The 16,074-nt window shown below is 69.9% G+C and carries 25 protein-coding genes and 1 pseudogene; 7 read left to right on the top strand and 19 right to left on the bottom strand.

What is annotated here, in order from left to right; translation table 11 throughout:
- Positions 1–56 precede the first annotated feature (56 nt).
- From OG852_RS27410 to OG852_RS27335, 16 genes are all read right to left on the bottom strand, one after another.
- Positions 57–494: a hypothetical protein gene (locus OG852_RS27410; protein ID WP_330349245.1), complete on the bottom strand. Its 438-nt coding sequence runs from the start codon at positions 492–494 to the stop codon at positions 57–59.
- The gene (locus tag OG852_RS27405; RefSeq protein WP_330349244.1) at positions 494–742 is read right to left on the bottom strand and encodes a hypothetical protein; all 249 of its coding nucleotides are present in this window, start codon (positions 740–742) and stop codon (positions 494–496) included. The genes OG852_RS27410 and OG852_RS27405 overlap by 1 nt, the downstream gene beginning before the upstream one ends.
- On the bottom strand, positions 739–1,185 hold the full coding sequence (locus OG852_RS27400; RefSeq protein WP_330349243.1) for a hypothetical protein: 447 nt from the start codon (positions 1,183–1,185) through the stop codon (positions 739–741). The genes OG852_RS27405 and OG852_RS27400 overlap by 4 nt, the downstream gene beginning before the upstream one ends.
- The gene (locus tag OG852_RS27395; RefSeq protein ID WP_330349242.1) at positions 1,182–1,673 is read right to left on the bottom strand and encodes a hypothetical protein; all 492 of its coding nucleotides are present in this window, start codon (positions 1,671–1,673) and stop codon (positions 1,182–1,184) included. Before OG852_RS27395 ends, OG852_RS27400 begins: the two co-directional genes overlap by 4 nt.
- Positions 1,670–1,924 (bottom strand): hypothetical protein, encoded by a 255-nt coding sequence (locus OG852_RS27390; RefSeq protein WP_330349241.1) that lies wholly within the window; start codon positions 1,922–1,924, stop codon positions 1,670–1,672. The genes OG852_RS27395 and OG852_RS27390 overlap by 4 nt, the downstream gene beginning before the upstream one ends.
- Positions 1,921–2,586, bottom strand: coding sequence for a hypothetical protein (locus OG852_RS27385; RefSeq protein WP_330349240.1), 666 nt, complete (start codon positions 2,584–2,586; stop codon positions 1,921–1,923). Before OG852_RS27385 ends, OG852_RS27390 begins: the two co-directional genes overlap by 4 nt.
- A complete protein-coding gene (locus OG852_RS27380; RefSeq protein ID WP_330349239.1) occupies positions 2,583–3,467 on the bottom strand; it encodes a Rad52/Rad22 family DNA repair protein in 885 nt (294 codons plus the stop codon). Before OG852_RS27380 ends, OG852_RS27385 begins: the two co-directional genes overlap by 4 nt.
- Positions 3,464–3,760: a hypothetical protein gene (locus tag OG852_RS27375; protein ID WP_330349238.1), complete on the bottom strand. Its 297-nt coding sequence runs from the start codon at positions 3,758–3,760 to the stop codon at positions 3,464–3,466. Before OG852_RS27375 ends, OG852_RS27380 begins: the two co-directional genes overlap by 4 nt.
- Positions 3,760–4,032, bottom strand: a complete 273-nt coding sequence (locus OG852_RS27370) for a hypothetical protein (RefSeq protein ID WP_330349237.1) — start codon at positions 4,030–4,032, stop codon at positions 3,760–3,762. Before OG852_RS27370 ends, OG852_RS27375 begins: the two co-directional genes overlap by 1 nt.
- Positions 4,029–4,502, bottom strand: a complete 474-nt coding sequence (locus OG852_RS27365) for a hypothetical protein (protein WP_330349236.1) — start codon at positions 4,500–4,502, stop codon at positions 4,029–4,031. Before OG852_RS27365 ends, OG852_RS27370 begins: the two co-directional genes overlap by 4 nt.
- On the bottom strand, positions 4,499–4,690 hold the full coding sequence (locus OG852_RS27360; RefSeq protein WP_330349235.1) for a hypothetical protein: 192 nt from the start codon (positions 4,688–4,690) through the stop codon (positions 4,499–4,501). Before OG852_RS27360 ends, OG852_RS27365 begins: the two co-directional genes overlap by 4 nt.
- 106 nt (positions 4,691–4,796) lie before the next feature.
- Positions 4,797–5,264, bottom strand: a complete 468-nt coding sequence (locus OG852_RS27355; protein ID WP_330349234.1) for a hypothetical protein — start codon at positions 5,262–5,264, stop codon at positions 4,797–4,799.
- Positions 5,261–5,530 carry a hypothetical protein gene (locus OG852_RS27350; protein WP_330349233.1) on the bottom strand — a complete coding sequence of 90 codons (270 nt, stop codon included), beginning with the start codon at positions 5,528–5,530 and terminating at the stop codon, positions 5,261–5,263. Before OG852_RS27350 ends, OG852_RS27355 begins: the two co-directional genes overlap by 4 nt.
- Positions 5,527–5,961 carry a DUF6197 family protein gene (locus OG852_RS27345; RefSeq protein ID WP_330349232.1) on the bottom strand — a complete coding sequence of 145 codons (435 nt, stop codon included), beginning with the start codon at positions 5,959–5,961 and terminating at the stop codon, positions 5,527–5,529. Before OG852_RS27345 ends, OG852_RS27350 begins: the two co-directional genes overlap by 4 nt.
- A 94-nt stretch (positions 5,962–6,055) precedes the next feature.
- Positions 6,056–6,286, bottom strand: a complete 231-nt coding sequence (locus OG852_RS27340; RefSeq protein WP_330349231.1) for a helix-turn-helix transcriptional regulator — start codon at positions 6,284–6,286, stop codon at positions 6,056–6,058.
- Between the two features lie 6 nt (positions 6,287–6,292).
- Positions 6,293–6,571: a helix-turn-helix transcriptional regulator gene (locus OG852_RS27335; RefSeq protein WP_330349230.1), complete on the bottom strand. Its 279-nt coding sequence runs from the start codon at positions 6,569–6,571 to the stop codon at positions 6,293–6,295.
- A gap of 258 nt (positions 6,572–6,829) precedes the next feature.
- Here OG852_RS27335 and OG852_RS27330 point away from each other — a divergent pair, with 258 nt between their 5' ends.
- From OG852_RS27330 to OG852_RS27320, 3 genes and pseudogenes are all read left to right on the top strand, one after another.
- A complete protein-coding gene (locus OG852_RS27330; RefSeq protein ID WP_330349229.1) occupies positions 6,830–7,201 on the top strand; it encodes an XRE family transcriptional regulator in 372 nt (123 codons plus the stop codon).
- Between the two features lie 430 nt (positions 7,202–7,631).
- The gene (locus OG852_RS27325; protein WP_330349228.1) at positions 7,632–8,912 is read left to right on the top strand and encodes a tyrosine-type recombinase/integrase; all 1,281 of its coding nucleotides are present in this window, start codon (positions 7,632–7,634) and stop codon (positions 8,910–8,912) included.
- Between the two features lie 375 nt (positions 8,913–9,287).
- Positions 9,288–10,127, top strand: a pseudogene (locus OG852_RS27320) (mobilization protein); the annotation flags it as partial.
- A 77-nt stretch (positions 10,128–10,204) separates the two neighbouring features.
- On the opposite strand, the gene OG852_RS27315 reads toward OG852_RS27320, so the two are convergent.
- The 3 genes from OG852_RS27315 to OG852_RS27300 all read right to left on the bottom strand — a co-directional run bounded on the left by OG852_RS27315 (position 10,205) and on the right by OG852_RS27300 (position 12,306).
- Complete coding sequence (locus OG852_RS27315) at positions 10,205–11,077, bottom strand: lantibiotic dehydratase (protein ID WP_443064659.1); 873 nt, start codon at positions 11,075–11,077, stop codon at positions 10,205–10,207.
- A gap of 235 nt (positions 11,078–11,312) precedes the next feature.
- Positions 11,313–11,492 carry an FxLD family lanthipeptide gene (locus OG852_RS27305; protein ID WP_330349227.1) on the bottom strand — a complete coding sequence of 60 codons (180 nt, stop codon included), beginning with the start codon at positions 11,490–11,492 and terminating at the stop codon, positions 11,313–11,315.
- 367 nt (positions 11,493–11,859) lie between these two features.
- Positions 11,860–12,306 carry an ATP-binding protein gene (locus OG852_RS27300; protein WP_330349226.1) on the bottom strand — a complete coding sequence of 149 codons (447 nt, stop codon included), beginning with the start codon at positions 12,304–12,306 and terminating at the stop codon, positions 11,860–11,862.
- A 241-nt stretch (positions 12,307–12,547) separates the two neighbouring features.
- Here OG852_RS27300 and OG852_RS27295 point away from each other — a divergent pair, with 241 nt between their 5' ends.
- The 4 genes from OG852_RS27295 to OG852_RS27280 all read left to right on the top strand — a co-directional run bounded on the left by OG852_RS27295 (position 12,548) and on the right by OG852_RS27280 (position 16,066).
- Positions 12,548–13,831: an XRE family transcriptional regulator gene (locus OG852_RS27295; RefSeq protein WP_330349225.1), complete on the top strand. Its 1,284-nt coding sequence runs from the start codon at positions 12,548–12,550 to the stop codon at positions 13,829–13,831.
- Entirely contained in the window at positions 13,828–14,367 is a 540-nt protein-coding gene (locus tag OG852_RS27290; protein WP_330349224.1) for a GNAT family N-acetyltransferase, read from the top strand. The genes OG852_RS27295 and OG852_RS27290 overlap by 4 nt, the downstream gene beginning before the upstream one ends.
- A gap of 195 nt (positions 14,368–14,562) precedes the next feature.
- Positions 14,563–14,775, top strand: a complete 213-nt coding sequence (locus OG852_RS27285) for a hypothetical protein (RefSeq protein ID WP_330349223.1) — start codon at positions 14,563–14,565, stop codon at positions 14,773–14,775.
- Positions 14,776–15,094: 319 nt separating this feature from the next.
- Positions 15,095–16,066 (top strand): STAS domain-containing protein, encoded by a 972-nt coding sequence (locus OG852_RS27280; protein ID WP_330349222.1) that lies wholly within the window; start codon positions 15,095–15,097, stop codon positions 16,064–16,066.
- Positions 16,067–16,074 lie beyond the last annotated feature (8 nt).

Genomic DNA, 16,074 nt, shown 5'->3' with positions numbered 1-16,074 from the left:
GAACCGGTCCGGCTTGATCCGCCCGGGGCGCGGTGGTTGCCCCGGGCGGACCGGGGTCAGCGGACGTACTCGCGGCGGCGCCGCTCCTCGACGGCCGCCTTGTGCGCCTTCAGCTCGGCCTCGGACGGCTTGCTCGCGGTGAGGTCGGCGAGCGTGTCGTCCGGGTGGATCGGGCCCTTGCCGACCTCGTCGAACGTGCCGTCGATCTGCCGGCCGCGGTACATGGCGCGGCGGGCCTCGATCAGGGCCTTTGCGTCCTCGTCGCTGCGGGCGACCTCGCAGCCGGTGACTCGGAGCTTGACGTTCGGCTTCTTGTCCTCGTCCTCGGCGTGCCCGGTGTAGGACTTGGAGGAGAGTTCGACGATGGCGTAGACGACGGTGCCGGGCTTCTCGAAGAGGCCGCGGCGCTGCTCGCGGGTCATCGAGGCCTCGACGGCTGCGGCGGCCGAGTCGAGTTTGATCTCCGGCACGTCGGCGGGGCTGAGCTTGGGCATCAGGTGGTTCCTTTCGTGCGGTAGGCGGCCTGTGCTTCGGCGGCCTGGATGGCGAGGGCGTCCTCCGCGCAGACCTTGTGCGCTGGGGACCGTTGGGAGTCACGGAGTTGGGTGGGGAAGCCGCAGTACCGGCAGGGCTTCTCTCGGTGCGACCAGTGCACGGAGGCGTCGCGCCAGTCGAGGAGCGTCCCGGGGACGTACGGCTTCTCGGCCTTCGGCGGAGCGCGGTGCTGCTTCCGGCCGGTCATGCGGGCTGCTCGAAGATCGCGGCGAACAGGGCGTCAGCCCGTTGGTTCGCCTCCCGCATCGGTCGGTCTGCAAGGTGCTCGCCCGCGATGCACCCCTTCAGCCGGCACGTCGGCAGCGGCTTGCCCACGGGCTCGCGGCCGTAGTGCAGCAGGAACGCGGCGCGGGGCGCGGCCATGGGGCGCCTCCGGTGGAAGACGCGGGGCGTGCCGTCCTTGTCCCGGTAGCCGGTCCAGCGCACGTGTCCGTCATCGAGTGCCTCGGTGTTCTTGCGGAACGCGTCCTCGAAGGAGGGGGCGGGACGGTGGCCCCTGCCGGGTGACGGCAGTCCGAGCGCTTCGCGGGTGCGCTGGACCGTGACGGGGCCCACGTGCAGCCGACGGGCAATCTGGACCTGCGGAACGCCGGCGCGGAGCAGCTCGGCGATGTCGGCGCGGACGTTCATCGGCGCACCGCCTCGTAGCCGAGCGGGTCTTCACCGGGCTCCAGGCCCCGGACGACGAGGACGAGCTGCCCGCGCTTCACGACCCGGCCGAGGCGCATGTCCGGGCCGACGACGCGGGTGTGGTCGTCGTCTTCGAACAGGCCCGCGTCGACGAGTCCGTCCACGGCTGGCTTGAAGCTGGGATACCAGTTGGCGGGGTCGCGGCGGCCGTCGGTCGGCGGGTGCAGGACGCCGAGGACATGGGCCCGCTTGAACAGAGGGCCGGGCGCAGCCGCCGCGAGTGCGTCCATGAGCGCGGGACACTCGGCGACGGCTGCTCGCGTGGCCGCGCGAATGCGGCCGGTGAGCTTGCCGACCTCGCGGTTGTGGATCCGCCAGTTGGCGTTGATCAACCGCAGACCGATGGGCAGAGCAACGACGAACGGGGCGGGCCGGGCCCCGGCCGCCGTGGTGGCGGCCGGAACCTCGGGCTCGAACAGCGTGCTCACTCGACACCGCCCGGGGGCGTCGGGCCCATGGTGAGGGTGCGGCATGTCCAGCAGATGCGGCCGCCCATCCGCAGGAACGCGTGCAGGGTCTCGGTCTGCTCGGCCGGGCAGTACGCGATGTCGGTGGCCATGGCCTCGACGGGCCGCAGCATCCGCACGTACGGGTCGGCGGGCTTGGCCGGGGGCCGGGCCGCGCGACGGCGGCCCTTGCCCGGGAGCACCAGCTGGCAGAGGGAGGTGAGGGCGCTCACGCTTCACCCCGCAGGATCTCCATCGCGTGGTCGTAGCCGGACCAGTTGTCGACGCCAGCGGCCTCCAGGGCGGCCAGCCGTCGAGACGACTCCTCCAACTCTTTGAGCTGCGCCGGGCTGTACTTCGGTGCCTCGATCGCGGCGGGCGCCGACACCCCCGGCAGGGGCAGCGCGCCGGACTGCCACGCCGTGGCGATCGCCTCTTTGCCGGCGGGCTTGAAGCGCAGCGAGTGACCGCGCGCCCGGGTTGCCTTCACTGCGACACCGGGGACGTCGTCGTGCAGCTCGCCCGTCTCCGTGTTCACCACCCGGGCCACACCGGCCGCAGTCATCTCGCCGAGCACCTTGTCGACGAACGCGGGCCGGACCTCGGCGACGAACCGGCGCTCGATCTCTCCGGGGAAGGTGGCCATGACCCACGCCTTGAAGGCGTCCGGGTCGATCACCTTGGCCTCGGGCTTGGGGTCGTTGAGGGAGAGGGTGGCGACTGGGGTGCGCTTCTCGTCGGGCAGGGTGGCCACGATCTGCCGAGTGCCGGACTCCTGCTCGGCGGCGTCGAGGCCCTGCTGGAGTTCGCCGCGCACGGCCTTCAGCCGGTCGGTGACGTGGTCGGCCAGCGCCTTCAGCGTGGCCTCTTCGAGGGCGAGTTCGCGAAGGTTCACGCGGCAGCACTCCCGACCATGAGGTCGCGGGCCTGCCGGAACTCGGCGACGGTGCCCTGCTCGATGGGGTGACCGAAGGCCTGGGCGAACTGGTCGGGCAGGCCCTCGGTGAAGTTGGCCTGTCGGGCGGCGTCCCACATGGCGTCGAGGGCGGCCTGCCGCTCCTGCGGTCCGGCGGCCGGCATGGCCCCGGGGCGCGGCTGCTGCGGCGGGGTGCTGCTGGGCGGCGGGGTCGGGTCGGGCACGGCGGCCGGCCGCGCGTTGGCCGGGGGCGCCGGGTCCGTGTCGGGCTCGCCCGGCACCGAGCCTGGCTCGGCCTCGACGGGCGGGTCCTCGGGCTTGGCCTCGTCGCTACCCACGGGGCCCTTGATGTTGAGGTGGGGGTGGGCAGCGGACCAGAGGACGACGGGCTCGGTCTTGCCGCCGTTGTAGAGGCTCAGGCCAAAGGCGTCGCCGAGGTTGATGGCGGCCCGCTTCAGCGACTGCGAGTCGGCTTCCTTCACCGCGCCGTCGTGTGCGTCACCGAGGCTCGGCTGATTCCGGGAGTCGCCGGTGGCCACGCCCTCGAACGAGGCGATCGGACGGCCTGCGATGTCCTTCACGGTGAGGCGCTGGTGGACGCGGTAGACCACGGTGTACCGGAACTTCGGGTTGCCGTAGTCGTCCTTGCCAGCGGGACGCTCGATCTCGCGGACGCACTCGATGGACTTCAGCTCGGTGTCGTAGCCGCCAAAGCCGAACACGCGGATGAGGAAGCGGCGAACGTCCCACTGCTGGACGTGGTTGAAGCCCTTGGGGTTCTTGCCCACCCGGGACTTGTGCAGCTCGGAGTACAGCACCTTCAGCTGCTGGTCGGTGAGCCTGCTGGTCAGTTCGGTCACGGCTGGTTCCCCTTGGTGGCGCGCGGGCGGAGCGTGTAGTAGCGGGCGTTGGGCCGGTCGTGCAGCCGCATCACGCCCTGGTGGGCGCGGCGGGAGAGGAACGCGCGGGCGTCCTCGCGGTAGAGGCGGCGGCCGTAGCGGACGAGATAGAGCTGCTGAACGCGGGCGGTGTCCCACCGGCCGCCCCACGTGCGGATGGCGGCGTCGAGGACGCGGTCCCAGTCCGGGGGCCAGCCGGGGGCGGGGCCGGCGGCCGAGGCCGTGGTGGCCTCGGCCTGCGCGACGGTCGTCATCAGTCGTCGTCTCCGCTCAGCGGCACACCGGCGACGCCGTCCCACGCGTTGAAGTCGACGCGGGCCATACCCCCGCTTTCCGTGCCGCTCATGGCGGTGGCGGCGGCCTGCGCGAGGGTGGCGTGCACCTGCGCCTCGGCGAGGTCGGCCATGCGGTACGCGATCCGCTCCTCGCTGGACAGGTGCGCCTTCCGCCCCATGTCCGCGTTGGCCCACGTCTTGGACTGTTCGGTGAGGCGCTCGGCCTCGCGGTAGTGCTCGGGGCCGGTCATGAGCGGCCGTCCTTTCCGGTGGTCGTGATGTCGGTCCAGGACCCGCCCCACTCCGCAGCCGAGTAGGCGTAGGTCGTCCAACTGCCGTCGCTGATGCGGATCCAGCCGATCGCCGTGCGTTCGCCGGTCGTCGGGTGGGCGGTGACGGTGGCGCAGTGGAAGCGCCAGACCTCGTAGGCGTAGAGGTGGCCGGGCTGGAAGAAGTCGGGAGTGGCGTCGGCCCCGGTGGGGCTGCTCTTCTCCCGGGCCATCCGGCGGAAGCGGAGGGCGATCCCCTCCATGGCGCCCGCGGCTGCCGCGCCCTCGTCGCTGTCCTCGAAGAGCGCGACGGTTTTGTCGGCCTCGGCGGCCGCCTCGTTCAGCACCTCCGCGTGATGGGCGTCCAGCTTGCGCTGAGCCATCGCGCGGTTGCCGTCCTCCTGGACCTTGCCGATCATCGCGAACAGGTACAGGTCGTCGCGGGCGCTCATGCCGGCCTCCGGTCCTGCTGCGTCGGCAGCGGGTGCGCCTCGAAGTGGCGGCGGGTCGCGGCGTGCGACGGGTGTTTGATGACCCGTGCACCCCACGGCCGGCCGGTGTCCGCGTACGCGACCTCGTCGGCGATGTCCATCTCGTCGGCCTCGAACTCGTCGTCGGGCTCGGGCAGGTGGGCGCTCATCGGCGGCCCCGCTTCCAGCGGATGACGAGGGTCGGCGCGTCGAACGCGGCGTACAGGAAGAACACGGACCAGACGGAGGCGGCCCAGAGGAGCCACTCGGTGGCGCTCACTCGTCGGCCCCCTCGTCGAACTTGGCGGCGACCTCCAGCGGGGTGACGACGTAGCCCGTGCGCCAGACGCGACCGGTCAGGCCCCTCGGGATGACGTGCGCGAACAGCTCGGCCTCGCCGTCTTCCGGCTGGTCGACGGTGTCCTCGTCCTCCCGCCACCAGAGCGACACCTTCGTGCTGTCGGCGTACTCGCGGAGGAGTTCGGTCTCGCAGTGCTTCCGGGCCTCGGCTGCCGTGGTGTACAGGCCCATCACGATCGAGTCGTGCTGAGCGCGGAACACCGTGGTCGGTGTGGCCTCCAGCTCGGCCACCTTCGCCCGGAGCCGCTCCATCTCTGCCGCCGTCTCCGGCGACATGTGCCGGCCAGCCGAGTCGATCGCGAACGCGATCCCCATCGGCGTCCGGTCCTGCTCCTGCGCCCGGCAGATCACATCCGCCAGCGAGTTCAGCGCCTTCGTGTTCACGCCCACCGCCCCTCACGGTCGGCGTTCAGCAGTGCGACGAGGTACTCCACCAACGGCGGGTCAACCGGGATGACCGGCTCGGGGCAGCAGTCGAGCGCGGACGGGTCCTCAGACTCGATGTGCTCCTCATCCGTGCAGATGGGGGCGATGGCGTTGGCGGCGTGGGCCTCGCCAACGAAGGTGGCGCGCCACTCCGGGAGGTCGCTTCCCGTCGACTCGCGCAGCAGCTCAGCGGCGGCACGACGGGCAGTGTCGAGGGTGCTCATGCTGCGACCTCCGACGCGTCCCCAGCCGCCTCCAGCACCGCGACCGCCGACTCCGTCGTCCGGTCCTCCATGTCGCCCCACGCGTCGACGTGCGCCTCCAGGTCGAAGATCCCGCCGAACAGCGGGCCCTCACCGTCGACCTCCAGCCGCAGCGCCAGCACGGCAATCGCCTGGTCCGCGAGCAGCGACGTCAGGTGCGGGTCGCCGGTCGTCGCGCACTTCAGCGCCGCCACGATCGACATCGGTCGCAGGAAGTGCGGGATGCACATCTCCCGGTCCATGGCGTCCGGTACGAAGTCGCCCTTGTACAGGCCGTTCGCGGCGAGGATGCGGGCCGCGACCCGGTACGTCTGCGGCAGGGTGGTCGGCCGCGCCTGCGGCGACTGATGCAGCGGGATCACCCCGCTGCTGGTCTGCAATGATGTGGCCATCGGTGGCCTCTCTTTCTCTGTTGGGTAGGGGCGCCGGTCGTCGGGTCGCTCAGGCCGGGAAGTCGGAGCGGCCCTTCGGCGCGTTCAGGGGTGGTCAGGCGCCGATCTGCTCGGCCTGCGCGGCCATCCACCGGCGGACCGCCTCCGGGTCGAAGCGCCGGCCGCGGAACGCGGTGGGCTCGATGGGGCAGCCCCTCTGAACCCACTGGTTGACGGTCCAGTTGGAGACGCCGTAGCGCGCCATGAGCTGAGCCGTAGTGAGCAGGGGGGAGAGTCCGGTGGGGCGGAGAGTCTCGGTGCGCTCAGCGAGGGTCTGAGTCGCCATGGGGGTTCACCTTTCCACTGTGTCAGTAGAGACTGAGGGCATGTCGAAGTGGTCTTGGAGGGGCTCGGCGAGCGCCGTGGCGAGAAGCCATGCGGTACGGAGCCGACACTTCTCGGCCGCCGTCTCACCGCTGCCCGTCACCTTCGCGACGGTGGCGACACTCACTCCCTGCCCGCGTACGTCTACCTCCCTGGTTCGGGCGGCGAGTTCGGCCTGCGTCACCCCTCGACGCTTCATCGCGTCGCGGAGCGGCTTGCCTCTGCTCTTGCGGATCAGGTCGGTCATGCGTGTGCCTCACACCTGTCGTGATCTGCGCGGCGCCCTGCGGTGCCGTTGACACATTTCTACTGTGTCAGTGTCAGTGAGGTCAAGTGAGTCTCAGTGAGTTTCGGTGAGTGTGGCGCGATTCGAATGCGCGTTCTATGGTGGCGGCATATGCCGTGCACAACGGCGCGCGACGGGGAGGTCACGCGCTGCGTAGAGAACGCGCCATGCTTCTACTTTGGCTTGCAAAAGTAGAAGATCAAAGGGCACCCTTAGCGCGTGGAAGACCAGGAGCGCACCGAAGATCTGGCGCAGCTTCTCGCACGACTCAAGGACCACTACGGGGTCAACGAGTCCGAGATCGCTCGCCGAATCGGCGTCGCCCCCGCAACCGTCAACAGCTGGACGAACCGAACCAGGGGCGGAAAACGGGGCGTACGCCCCAGTAGCATCGCCGCACTCGCCCGCGAGTTCCCCGCCTTCAGCGAGGACGAGATCTCCCGCGCCGCCGGCCGCGAGACCCCCGGCCCGCTCAGTCCTGACTCCGAGGCCCGCATCCTCGAACTCTGGCGCGGACTGACCGCTGACCAGCAGCGCTCCAAGGAAGTCGAGCTACGCGCGCTGAACGATTTCAACCGCACCGGGCAGTAGCAGGCGTACAACCTTCCGCACGCCTCGCGGGTCTCCGCTCAAATGGACCCGCTCACTCCCCGTTAGCGCGCGTCAACAACACGTTCAACAGTGGTCGCAAATTCGACCACATGGGGGTACGGTCAGTCACACGCACTGGTGCTCCCCCACTGGTGACAGGTTCCCGTTCTGCCTGCGCTTCCGGGGGTATGCATGTGCGTCCGCGTCCGCTTTGCTCCATCCGACGCCGTCCCGGCCTTCGATGCCGATGAGCGCGTGATCATCATCCCGCGCGAACTCTCCCCCACACACAGGGTGACGCTCATCCGAGCCATCCTCACCGAACTGGTCGTCCCCCAGCCCCAGTTGGGTGCAGTCTGCTGGTGCGGGGACACCGTCGACATGACACCCCGCATCCCACAGCAGAGGAGGAGCGAGCAGGTGGTGACACATGGGGCGTAGGGCCTCGAACAACCCGCGGCAACTGCGGGCCAAGAGCTGCGGCTGCCCGAAGTGCATGGAGGCGTACCCGCCGGAGGAGTACGGCGAGCGCAACCGGCGGCGCGACTGCCAGGGAAGCTGGCAGGCCCGCTACCGGGACCCGGACGGGCGGCAGCGGCAGAAGTGCTACCCGATCAGCGAGGGCGGGAAGAAAGCGGCCGAGGCGTTCCTTGACGAGGTGCGCACCCGGGTGCGGAAGCGGACGTACGCCGACCCCAAGCGCGGTGAGATCACACTGTCCCAGTGGTGGGACATGTGGTGGCCGGCGCAGCCACAGCGAGCCGTCACGACGACGAACCGGAAGCTGTCCAACTGGCGCGCCCACATCGAGCCGCGGTGGGGGAAGTGGCGGTTGTGTGACCTGGAGTACATCGAGCTACAGGCCTGGATCACGCGGGACGTGAAGGGACACCACACCCGGAAGAAGGTGCTGGAGCTGCTGTCTGCGATGCTGCGCGACGCGGTGCGGGACGGGAAGCGGATCCCGTTCAACCCGGCCGCCGAGGTGCAGCTTGACGCGCCGCCGAAGAAGGACGCCGAGGAGACCCGGCCACCCACCCGGGAGCAGGTCGCGCTCATTCGCGAGCACGTCGCCCTGTGGTACCGGCCGCTCGTCACCTTCCTCGAGGAAACCGGCATGCGGTGGGGCGAGGCGACCGGTCTGCGGTGGGCCCACGTAGACCTGGAGGCTAAGCACCTCAGAGTGAAGGAAGTGCTCAGTGAGGACAAGGGAACGCTGTTCAGGAAGGCGGCACCCAAGTCGGTCGCGGGCTTCCGCACGGTGCCGCTGACCCCGGCTGCCGTGGAAGCGATCGAGATCATGGCGGCCCGCTTCAAGCCGGATACCGCCGTCTCCCCCATCGGCGACGGCCGGGACCTGCATCCCGAGGAACTCGTCTTTCGGGGCCCGCTCGGCGGTTGCCTGACTCGGCACAACTTTCGCCGGACGTGGATCCCTGCCATCCAGGCTGCTGGGCTGGCACGGAAGGTGCGGAACGAGGAGACCAAGCGGGACGAGTGGTGGCCGCGGGTGCATGACCTCCGGCATGTCTTCGCCACGCGGCTGAAGGACTTGGGTGTCCCGGAGAAGGACGTGCAGACGGTCATGGGTCACGACCGCGGGTCGAAGGTGACGTGGCTCTACCAGCACAGCGCCGAAGACGTGGCCGCCCAGGTGCTCGCGGTCATGGCACCGGAGACGCCGGCTGTTCGACAGCTGCGGGCGGTGTGAGGCCGGATGCCACGCAGATGCCACATGGATGCCACAACACCCCCTCACTGATTCTCACCGAGACTCACTGAAACTTGATTACGCAGGTCACGCCCTTGCAGACCGAGGCTCACGCAGCCTCACCGAGGCTCACTGAGACTCACGGATGATGCACGCTTTCTCCTAAAGCGGGTGTCGCAGGTTCGAATCCTGCCGGGGGCACAACGCATTGCCGCTCTGACCTGGGGTTTCTCCCCCAGGGAGGGGTCCTGTTCGGCCTCGGACTCGTCGTCCGGGGCCGTTTGCGTGAGCGGTGCGTGAGCGGACGGAGAGTTGATCTCCGAAATTTCTCCCAACGGATCAGCACCGTTCAGCACGGATTCCGGGTCGAGATCCTCCGCGTCGTCGGGCTCGACCTCCGCTTCATTCCCCAAGATCCGAAAGCGCCTGGAAAACAGCGATCGGCAGCCCATCGGGCAGCCAGGCCGACACAGGCCCAACCCCTGGCACCAGGCCACCGCCGCAGCCGAACGCATCCCCGACCACCTTGACCAGGCCGACGACGAAGCTTCCCAAGCCCACCTCTCCGCCTTCGGCGAAGCCCTCGACGCCCTCCCACTTCTCGCACCCCGGGCACTGCGGCCCCAACTTCGCGCCGTGCGGGCGATGGTCCGCGAGCCCGCCACCAAGGACGGCGCCATCCTGTCGATGTTCCTGGACGCCGCGCTCCTCGTCGTGATCGCCGCCGCCCGCCGGCACGAGCTGCGCTACCACGACCAGCAAGTCGCCGCCGCCCAGCAGACACTGCTCCACCTCCAGGCCGCCTACGACCAAGCAGCCGCCGCACCCCTGGCCGCTCTCGCACAGCGCCAGCCGCCCCAGCAGGCCGTGGAGCGGCAGATCCGCCGCCTACGCCAAGTCGTACCAGAGCACGTGGAACGGGTCATCCAAGACCCCGCTTTCGCAGCCCTCACCACAGCCCTCGCCGAGGCAGAAGCAGCCGGACACGACCCGGAACAGCTCCTCCAGCAGATCGCCGACCAGCGCGCCCTGGACTACGCCCGCCGCCCCGCACGAGTCCTGACCTGGCGCATCCAACGCCTCAGCGCAAGGCCGGCACCCAGCGCACAGGCCCGCGCAGCACAGGCCCGGAGCACCGCACAGCGCCCCACCGCCCCGGCCCAGTCGGCAGCCGCCGTCCCAGCCCCGCAACCGCAGCGCACACGACGGCGCTGATCACGCCCTTGTGGAGAACCTGGGGCCACGCAGCTCCAGCCCTTCGACGAGCTCCCAGGTTCGTGCGTCAATCAGGCTCACTCCATAGGGCATGCACGTCCGAGATTTGAAGGCCATGCAAGGCTTTCCCGGATCACGCTGTCGCTGGCGCGGAGTGCCGCCGTCAGTTCGCCCTTCAACTCGTCCGACATGGTCCCTGTCCCGAGGGCGCAGGAACGCACCAGTGCACGGCAGTCCTGTACTTGCCGGTCCGTGGCGATCTCGGTGAACAGAGGGTGAGCCAGGTTCTCGCGGGCCGCGTAGCCGTCTTCGGCCTCCGTCGTCCTGCGGTGGAGGTCCTCGACGATGCGGTGCGCGGCGGGCGAATCAGCGGAACCGATCGGGTCGAGGACGGTCAGGCCGAGCCGGGCATCGAAGACAGTCATCCCAGGTTCAGACCGGCGCTCAAGATAGGCGGCCGCCAGGTCCGCCAGGTGGCCGTCGCCCGTCTGCCCGGCGTCGCGGCGGCACAGGCCGGTCAGGCATGCCGTAACAGCTTGCTCCCACGGATCGCCAGGCATCGTGTCGGCGAGGAGGACAGCGGCCCGTGCCGTGTCGCCCTCAACGAGAGCGGCGAGTACGGCAACCTGGCGCCCGTCGAGCATCCGTTTGCCTACGCCTCGGTGAGCTTCGATGTGCGTCCACTCTGCCCCGGCGCGGCCGACGGCCACGTGCTCCTCACCCCAGTTCGCACGCACCTGCGGGCCGAACTCCGCCGTGGCCACGCCGGCGAACAGGCCGAAGGGTGTCGCCCGGTGCTGGGCCCGCAGCAGGTAGCGGGCCACGGACAGCGCCGTGCGCTGCACGTCACGGAGGGCGGGGCGCTCGGCCGTACACAGAGCCCGTACCTGCGTGGCCAGGGCCGGGCTGGAGTGGTGGAGTGCCTCGGCGACGTCGTTGTCCGCCCACACCGCGCGTAGCCACGTCAGACGGGCAGACGAACCGCTGGGCGAGCGGTCATCGAGGTCAGGGCACGGAGGGAACGGCAGCGAGGGCCGGGCCACGGCGCGCACCAGAGCGGTGGAACCGGCGCGGAACGCTGCAGTCGGAGCAACCACCAAGTACCTCCGTAGGTATGGGGGCTGGCGGCTGGTGCCGCCGCGCGGAGACGCGGCGGCACCAGACCGGAGTGATCTCGGGACCGGGTCAGGCGACGTTGGTGGTGCAGGCGCCGCAGGTGGACCCGCAGTTGTCGTCGGTGAGGTTGACCAGGCCCGCCGGGTCGGCGATCTCGACGAGGGAGACGTCCAGGTCGAAACCGTCCGATGCCCCCGGGATCTGCGGGCGTACTTCGGTTCGACCGGGAACTACGGTGCTGCGCGTCATACTTCAACTCCTAGTAATCGTTGTGGTGTTACTGGGCTGGAGTGCCCACCAGGTGCCGTCACGGGAGCGATGCCACACGGCTGCTCCGCGGACGGCTCCTGGCCGCCCGGCACGAGGGGGGCGTGCTCCGCGTAGGAGGTTCCTCGCGGGCTGCCTGCCTCATGCCGGGAAGTCGTGTGCCGGAAGTCTGATCAAGCGGACGTCGGCCGCCGCTCCATGAAGTAGGTGAGCGCCTGGGCCTTGAGGCGATCGAGGCACGGCTCGCACGCATAGAACCGGGCGCAGAGGGCGCAGTCCATGGCCATCTGCTGGCGGGGCCGGAGTCGGGCCAGATCCGGAAGGGGCAAGGGTTCCGTGGCCGGGATGCTCACTTGCCGCCCTCGGTACGGAGTTCCGCCCAGACCTCTTTGCCCCAAGGGCGTCTGTCGGAGCCGTGCAGGTCGTAGCCCCAGCGGTCGGCGACAGCGTCGACGAGGAGCAGCCCGCGGCCCGACTCGTCGTCGTCAGCCGCCTGGCTGAGTATGGGAAGACGCGATGGTTCCCGGTCCACGACCCCGACACGCAGTCGAGTCGCGCTCGGCCGCCCAACCGTGAGGCGAATCTCGGGGCACGGCGTGTGCCTGGAGGCGTTCGCGATGAGCTCGGTGATGATCAGCGCGGCACGGTCGGCGAGGCCGTCGAGGTGCCACACCACGAGGATGTCCCGGACGAGTTCGCGGCCGAGCTCGGCCGCGGACGGCTCGCACGGGAAGGTCTGGCTGTACGTGGGGTGACCGACGGAGAGGGCCTCAACTGGTGTTCTCAGACTCGTCATTGGGGTGGAGCCTTCGTGTCGTCTCGGCGCCCAGCCCGCCCCTGCGGGGGAACCTCAGGAGCGGGCCGAGCCGTCAACAGCCGCCCGCACGGTGGGGTGCGGCGGGCGACCAGCACCCAGACAACTCCCTTTCCCAACAGGTTGGTTAGGACGTTCAGGCGCTCAGCCGACGGACCGACCTAGGGCGTCTTGACCTCTCCTTTACCTGGCGGGTGGGGATCGCGCGGGCTACCGTGCCCGCATGGACATCACCCGCAACACCGTTCTTGAGGCGTGGATGGCCGAACACGGTTACAGCTCCAACAGCCTCGCCGAGGCCGTGAACAGGGCCATTGAACGGTTGACCGGGCACCCTGGTGGACTCGACGGCTCATCGGTCCGGGCATGGAAAGCGGGCCGGGCCTCGTGGCCAAAGTCAGCTGCCCGCAAGGCACTTGAGGATGTCACCGGACTACCCGCCGTCGCTTTAGGGTTCGTGCCACGGGGCCGGCCTTCGTCCACCCCGGCCCCACCGCAGCAGGAGGACCCCGACATGAAGCGCCGTACTCTCGTCGGCAGCATCGCGGCGGCTGCTGCAGCAGCAGCCGCACCCGGTACCGCATCGCCGCGCCGTATCGGCATGAGCGACGTCAACCGCCTCAACAAGCGCTTCGCCGAGATCATCGCCAGCGACCACCGCCACGGCGGACAACTCGGCATCGAACAGCGGGCCGCCGCCCTCCCCGACGAGGCACTCAACCTCCAGAACGCCGGCAGCGCCACCCAGCGGGTACGCAGCAACCTCTACGCCTCCGCAGCCGCGTTCCGATCCTCCGCGATGTGGGCCGCCATCGACGGCCGGCGCTACGACGTCGCCAAGGCTCACATGCGCGAGGCCCAGGCCCTCGCCGAGATGTCTGGCGACCAGGCGATCAAGTTCCGCATCTGGAGCCACGCCGGCACCATGTACCGCCACATGGGCCGCCCCGCCGACGCGTTCGCCGCCAACGACGTCGCCCGCAACCTGCACCTCACCCGCCGAGACCCCCTGTTCGCCTCCCCCGGCCTGGCCCGCCAGGGCGCCATCCACGGCACGGCACAGGACCGCACCGGCACGCGCCGGGCCTTCGAGCAGGCGCAGAACGCCATGCTGCGCGCCGACCCCGCCGACTACCGGCCGATGTGGATGCTCGCCTTCTACGACCAGGCCGAGCTGGACTCCCTGGCCCTCTCCGCACACTTGGCGCTCGGTGACTACTCGACCGCCGAGTACCACGCCCACCGATGCCTGTCCGCCCTCCGGCCCCACATGATCCGCTCCCGGGCGATCACCACGACTCGGCTCGCACACGCCCAGCTCGCCCAGGGCGCCCCCGACGCCGCCACGGCTACCGCGATGAAGGTCCCCGCCGAAGCCGCCACCCAGCACGCCCGGGTGACGCGCATGCTGCAGGAGTTCGGGGCCGCACTGCGCGCCACCGCGCCGGGCAGCTCTACCGTGCAGACCTGGACCGAGCACACCGCCACCTGGAGGATGGCCGCATGACCACGGCGCCCGCCATCGAACTGCGCACGTTCACAACCCTCGACACCGCCCGCAGCGACCTCCTCGACGTGTACGCCGAAGTGCGCGCCCCGCTTCTCCACCTGCCGAACTACGCGGTCACCGCGTTCGGCGAACGCCTGGACCGACACGGCACCGAGCCGGGGTTCACGGCCGTCCTCGCGTACGCGGACGGACATCCGGTCGGCTACGCCTACGGCAACACCATCGAGCACGGCGACCGCTACTGGCAGCGCACCAGCCCGGCGCCGGCGGAGAAGTACACCGAGCGCCCGGCCGTGGCCCTGAAGGAGATCGGCGTCCGGCCGACCTGGCGGAAGACCGGTACCGCCCGGCGTATCCACGACGCCCTCCTCGCCGTCCGCGACGAGCCGTACGTGACGCTCATGGTCAACTCTGCCGCCGGGGACGGAAAGGTCCACGCGCTCTACAAGTCGTGGGGATACGAGGACATCGGACAGAGCCAGCCGTCACTGGCCTCACCGGTCCTCACCGTGATGATCCGCGACACCCGCTGACCCAAGAGGCGGGCAGCGCAGGAATTGACCCTCGGGGCCCAGTCTCGGAGCACGTCCGGCGGGACCGGTTGGGCACAGAGACGGGGAGACCGAGCGGGTCTGGTGCTCGTCGTAGCATCTATCAGCCCGTAATGACAGGAAACCTCTACCCTGGACACCGGTTGTCTGGTGCGTCTGGAACGTGGGGGCCTGCGAGTGAGACTGAGGCAAGAAGCTCGTGTCCTCAAGGAGAAGGCAGCGGACGCGGACGGCCTGCTGTACATCGTGAACTCCACGGCCGCCTACCTCGCAGCCATGCCGCACATCCTGGACGAGACAAGCAACGTCACGCGCGCCCACGCCTTCCACGTGCGCAACCTGCCCCTGCTCAAGGGCCGGCGCGTCACAGTCAGCCGCCTCAAGACCTGATCCTTCAGACGCCCCGTCGTCGGGGCAACCGGGGGACGTCCCGTGAGGTGATGCGGCCCCCACCGTGCGGCGCGCCCGTCGAAGCAGCCGCTTCCGGTTGCCGCCGACGTACGGTTGAAGTACCGAGGGCACCACGTACTCCGGCCGCCCCGCCGGGTCGTCCTCGGCGAGAGAAGAACCCCGGGCCGCCCCAGTGGTCGGCGCGGAGACGGGTCGGCATCATGTCCGCCGCGGTCGAAGCAACTCCGCGCAAGCTCATCGTGGCAGGGGCCGCGCTGACCACCCGTGCGGGTCCGCAACCCCGTCGAGGGGAGGCGTGATGGCCTTTTCCCGGCTGGACATCCATCGGCGGAACCGAGGAGAGCGGACGCTCGTCACGCTTGCCGGCGAGATCGGGCCGGCCACGACGCCGCTGCTGCGGGCCGCAGTGGAGCAGTGCCTGCTGGACGGTGTCACCATGATCGACATCGACCTGACCACGGTCGGCTCCTGCGACGCCAGGGGCTTGGACGTCCTCCTGTCGGCATCACGGCGCGCCAGCCGGGTCCACGCTCGCCTGCGGCTGCACCATCCGTGCGCACAGATCACCCGGCTCCTCGATGCCACCGGATCGACTTCGCTGCTCCTTACGGCCCCCGTGAGTTCCGTGCCGCCCGCCGCATCCGGCGACCTCATGAGTACCGCGACGCAGGCGGCCGAGGACCCCGCTCGTCGGCCGGATCAGCCGGTCCTCAAGGACGGGATCCGCCTTCGCCGGCTGTCCCGCTGGCAGGCCGAAGACATGCGCGAGGACATCGCGGACCTGGCTGCGGCGTCCGTCGCGGGCACCGCCGGCGAGGCGTACCACGACCGCGGTGACTTCCTGCACCGCTTGGCGGTCACTGCCCACCGCCCCGGCTTCGCCCTGCTGGTCGCCGAGACGACGGTGCTGGTCGGTTGCGCCTTTGGTTTTCCGGTGTGCTCTGACGGTTCCGGCAGCCGAGGGTTCGGCGGAACGCTCCAGGAGACCATCCAGCGGCTCACCACCCGCGCACGGTTCGTCGTCCTCACCCAGGTCGTGGCCCATCCGCACGCTCAGCACCGCGATATCGCCCGCCGCCTGCAACAGCGTCTGCTCACAGACCTGCACTCCTCCCTCGGGGTCACCCTGCTGCATCCTGGCGACCAGGCAGGACAGGCCGCCTTCTCGTTCTGGGGCTGGCAGAACATGGGTGAGGTCGTCGGGCTGCCCGGCCCCGTCGCCCCCTGCGTGTTGACCCTGTCAGTCGAGGGGCAGCCCTTGGCGCGCTGATGATTTGG

This window comes from Streptomyces sp. NBC_00582, assembly GCF_036345155.1.
In the GTDB taxonomy this organism is placed as follows: Bacteria; Actinomycetota; Actinomycetes; order Streptomycetales; family Streptomycetaceae; genus Streptomyces.
The sequence above is the reverse complement of the archived record's forward strand: the minus strand, read 5'-3'. Positions and strand labels throughout refer to the sequence as shown.

Coding starts and splice junctions, on each gene's coding strand:
- OG852_RS27365 (WP_330349236.1), bottom strand. CDS start 4,502: ATGAGCGCCCGCGACGACCTGTACCTGTTCGCGATGATCGGCAAGGTC.
- OG852_RS27405 (WP_330349244.1), bottom strand. CDS start 742: ATGACCGGCCGGAAGCAGCACCGCGCTCCGCCGAAGGCCGAGAAGCCG.
- OG852_RS27375 (WP_330349238.1), bottom strand. CDS start 3,760: ATGACGACCGTCGCGCAGGCCGAGGCCACCACGGCCTCGGCCGCCGGC.
- OG852_RS27280 (WP_330349222.1), top strand. CDS start 15,095: ATGGCCTTTTCCCGGCTGGACATCCATCGGCGGAACCGAGGAGAGCGG.
- OG852_RS27295 (WP_330349225.1), top strand. CDS start 12,548: ATGGACATCACCCGCAACACCGTTCTTGAGGCGTGGATGGCCGAACAC.
- OG852_RS27350 (WP_330349233.1), bottom strand. CDS start 5,530: ATGAGCACCCTCGACACTGCCCGTCGTGCCGCCGCTGAGCTGCTGCGC.
- OG852_RS27325 (WP_330349228.1), top strand. CDS start 7,632: ATGGGGCGTAGGGCCTCGAACAACCCGCGGCAACTGCGGGCCAAGAGC.
- OG852_RS27290 (WP_330349224.1), top strand. CDS start 13,828: ATGACCACGGCGCCCGCCATCGAACTGCGCACGTTCACAACCCTCGAC.
- OG852_RS27305 (WP_330349227.1), bottom strand. CDS start 11,492: ATGACGCGCAGCACCGTAGTTCCCGGTCGAACCGAAGTACGCCCGCAG.
- OG852_RS27300 (WP_330349226.1), bottom strand. CDS start 12,306: ATGACGAGTCTGAGAACACCAGTTGAGGCCCTCTCCGTCGGTCACCCC.
- OG852_RS27410 (WP_330349245.1), bottom strand. CDS start 494: ATGCCCAAGCTCAGCCCCGCCGACGTGCCGGAGATCAAACTCGACTCG.
- OG852_RS27345 (WP_330349232.1), bottom strand. CDS start 5,961: ATGGCCACATCATTGCAGACCAGCAGCGGGGTGATCCCGCTGCATCAG.
- OG852_RS27335 (WP_330349230.1), bottom strand. CDS start 6,571: ATGACCGACCTGATCCGCAAGAGCAGAGGCAAGCCGCTCCGCGACGCG.
- OG852_RS27360 (WP_330349235.1), bottom strand. CDS start 4,690: ATGAGCGCCCACCTGCCCGAGCCCGACGACGAGTTCGAGGCCGACGAG.
- OG852_RS27340 (WP_330349231.1), bottom strand. CDS start 6,286: ATGGCGACTCAGACCCTCGCTGAGCGCACCGAGACTCTCCGCCCCACC.
- OG852_RS27370 (WP_330349237.1), bottom strand. CDS start 4,032: ATGACCGGCCCCGAGCACTACCGCGAGGCCGAGCGCCTCACCGAACAG.
- OG852_RS27400 (WP_330349243.1), bottom strand. CDS start 1,185: ATGAACGTCCGCGCCGACATCGCCGAGCTGCTCCGCGCCGGCGTTCCG.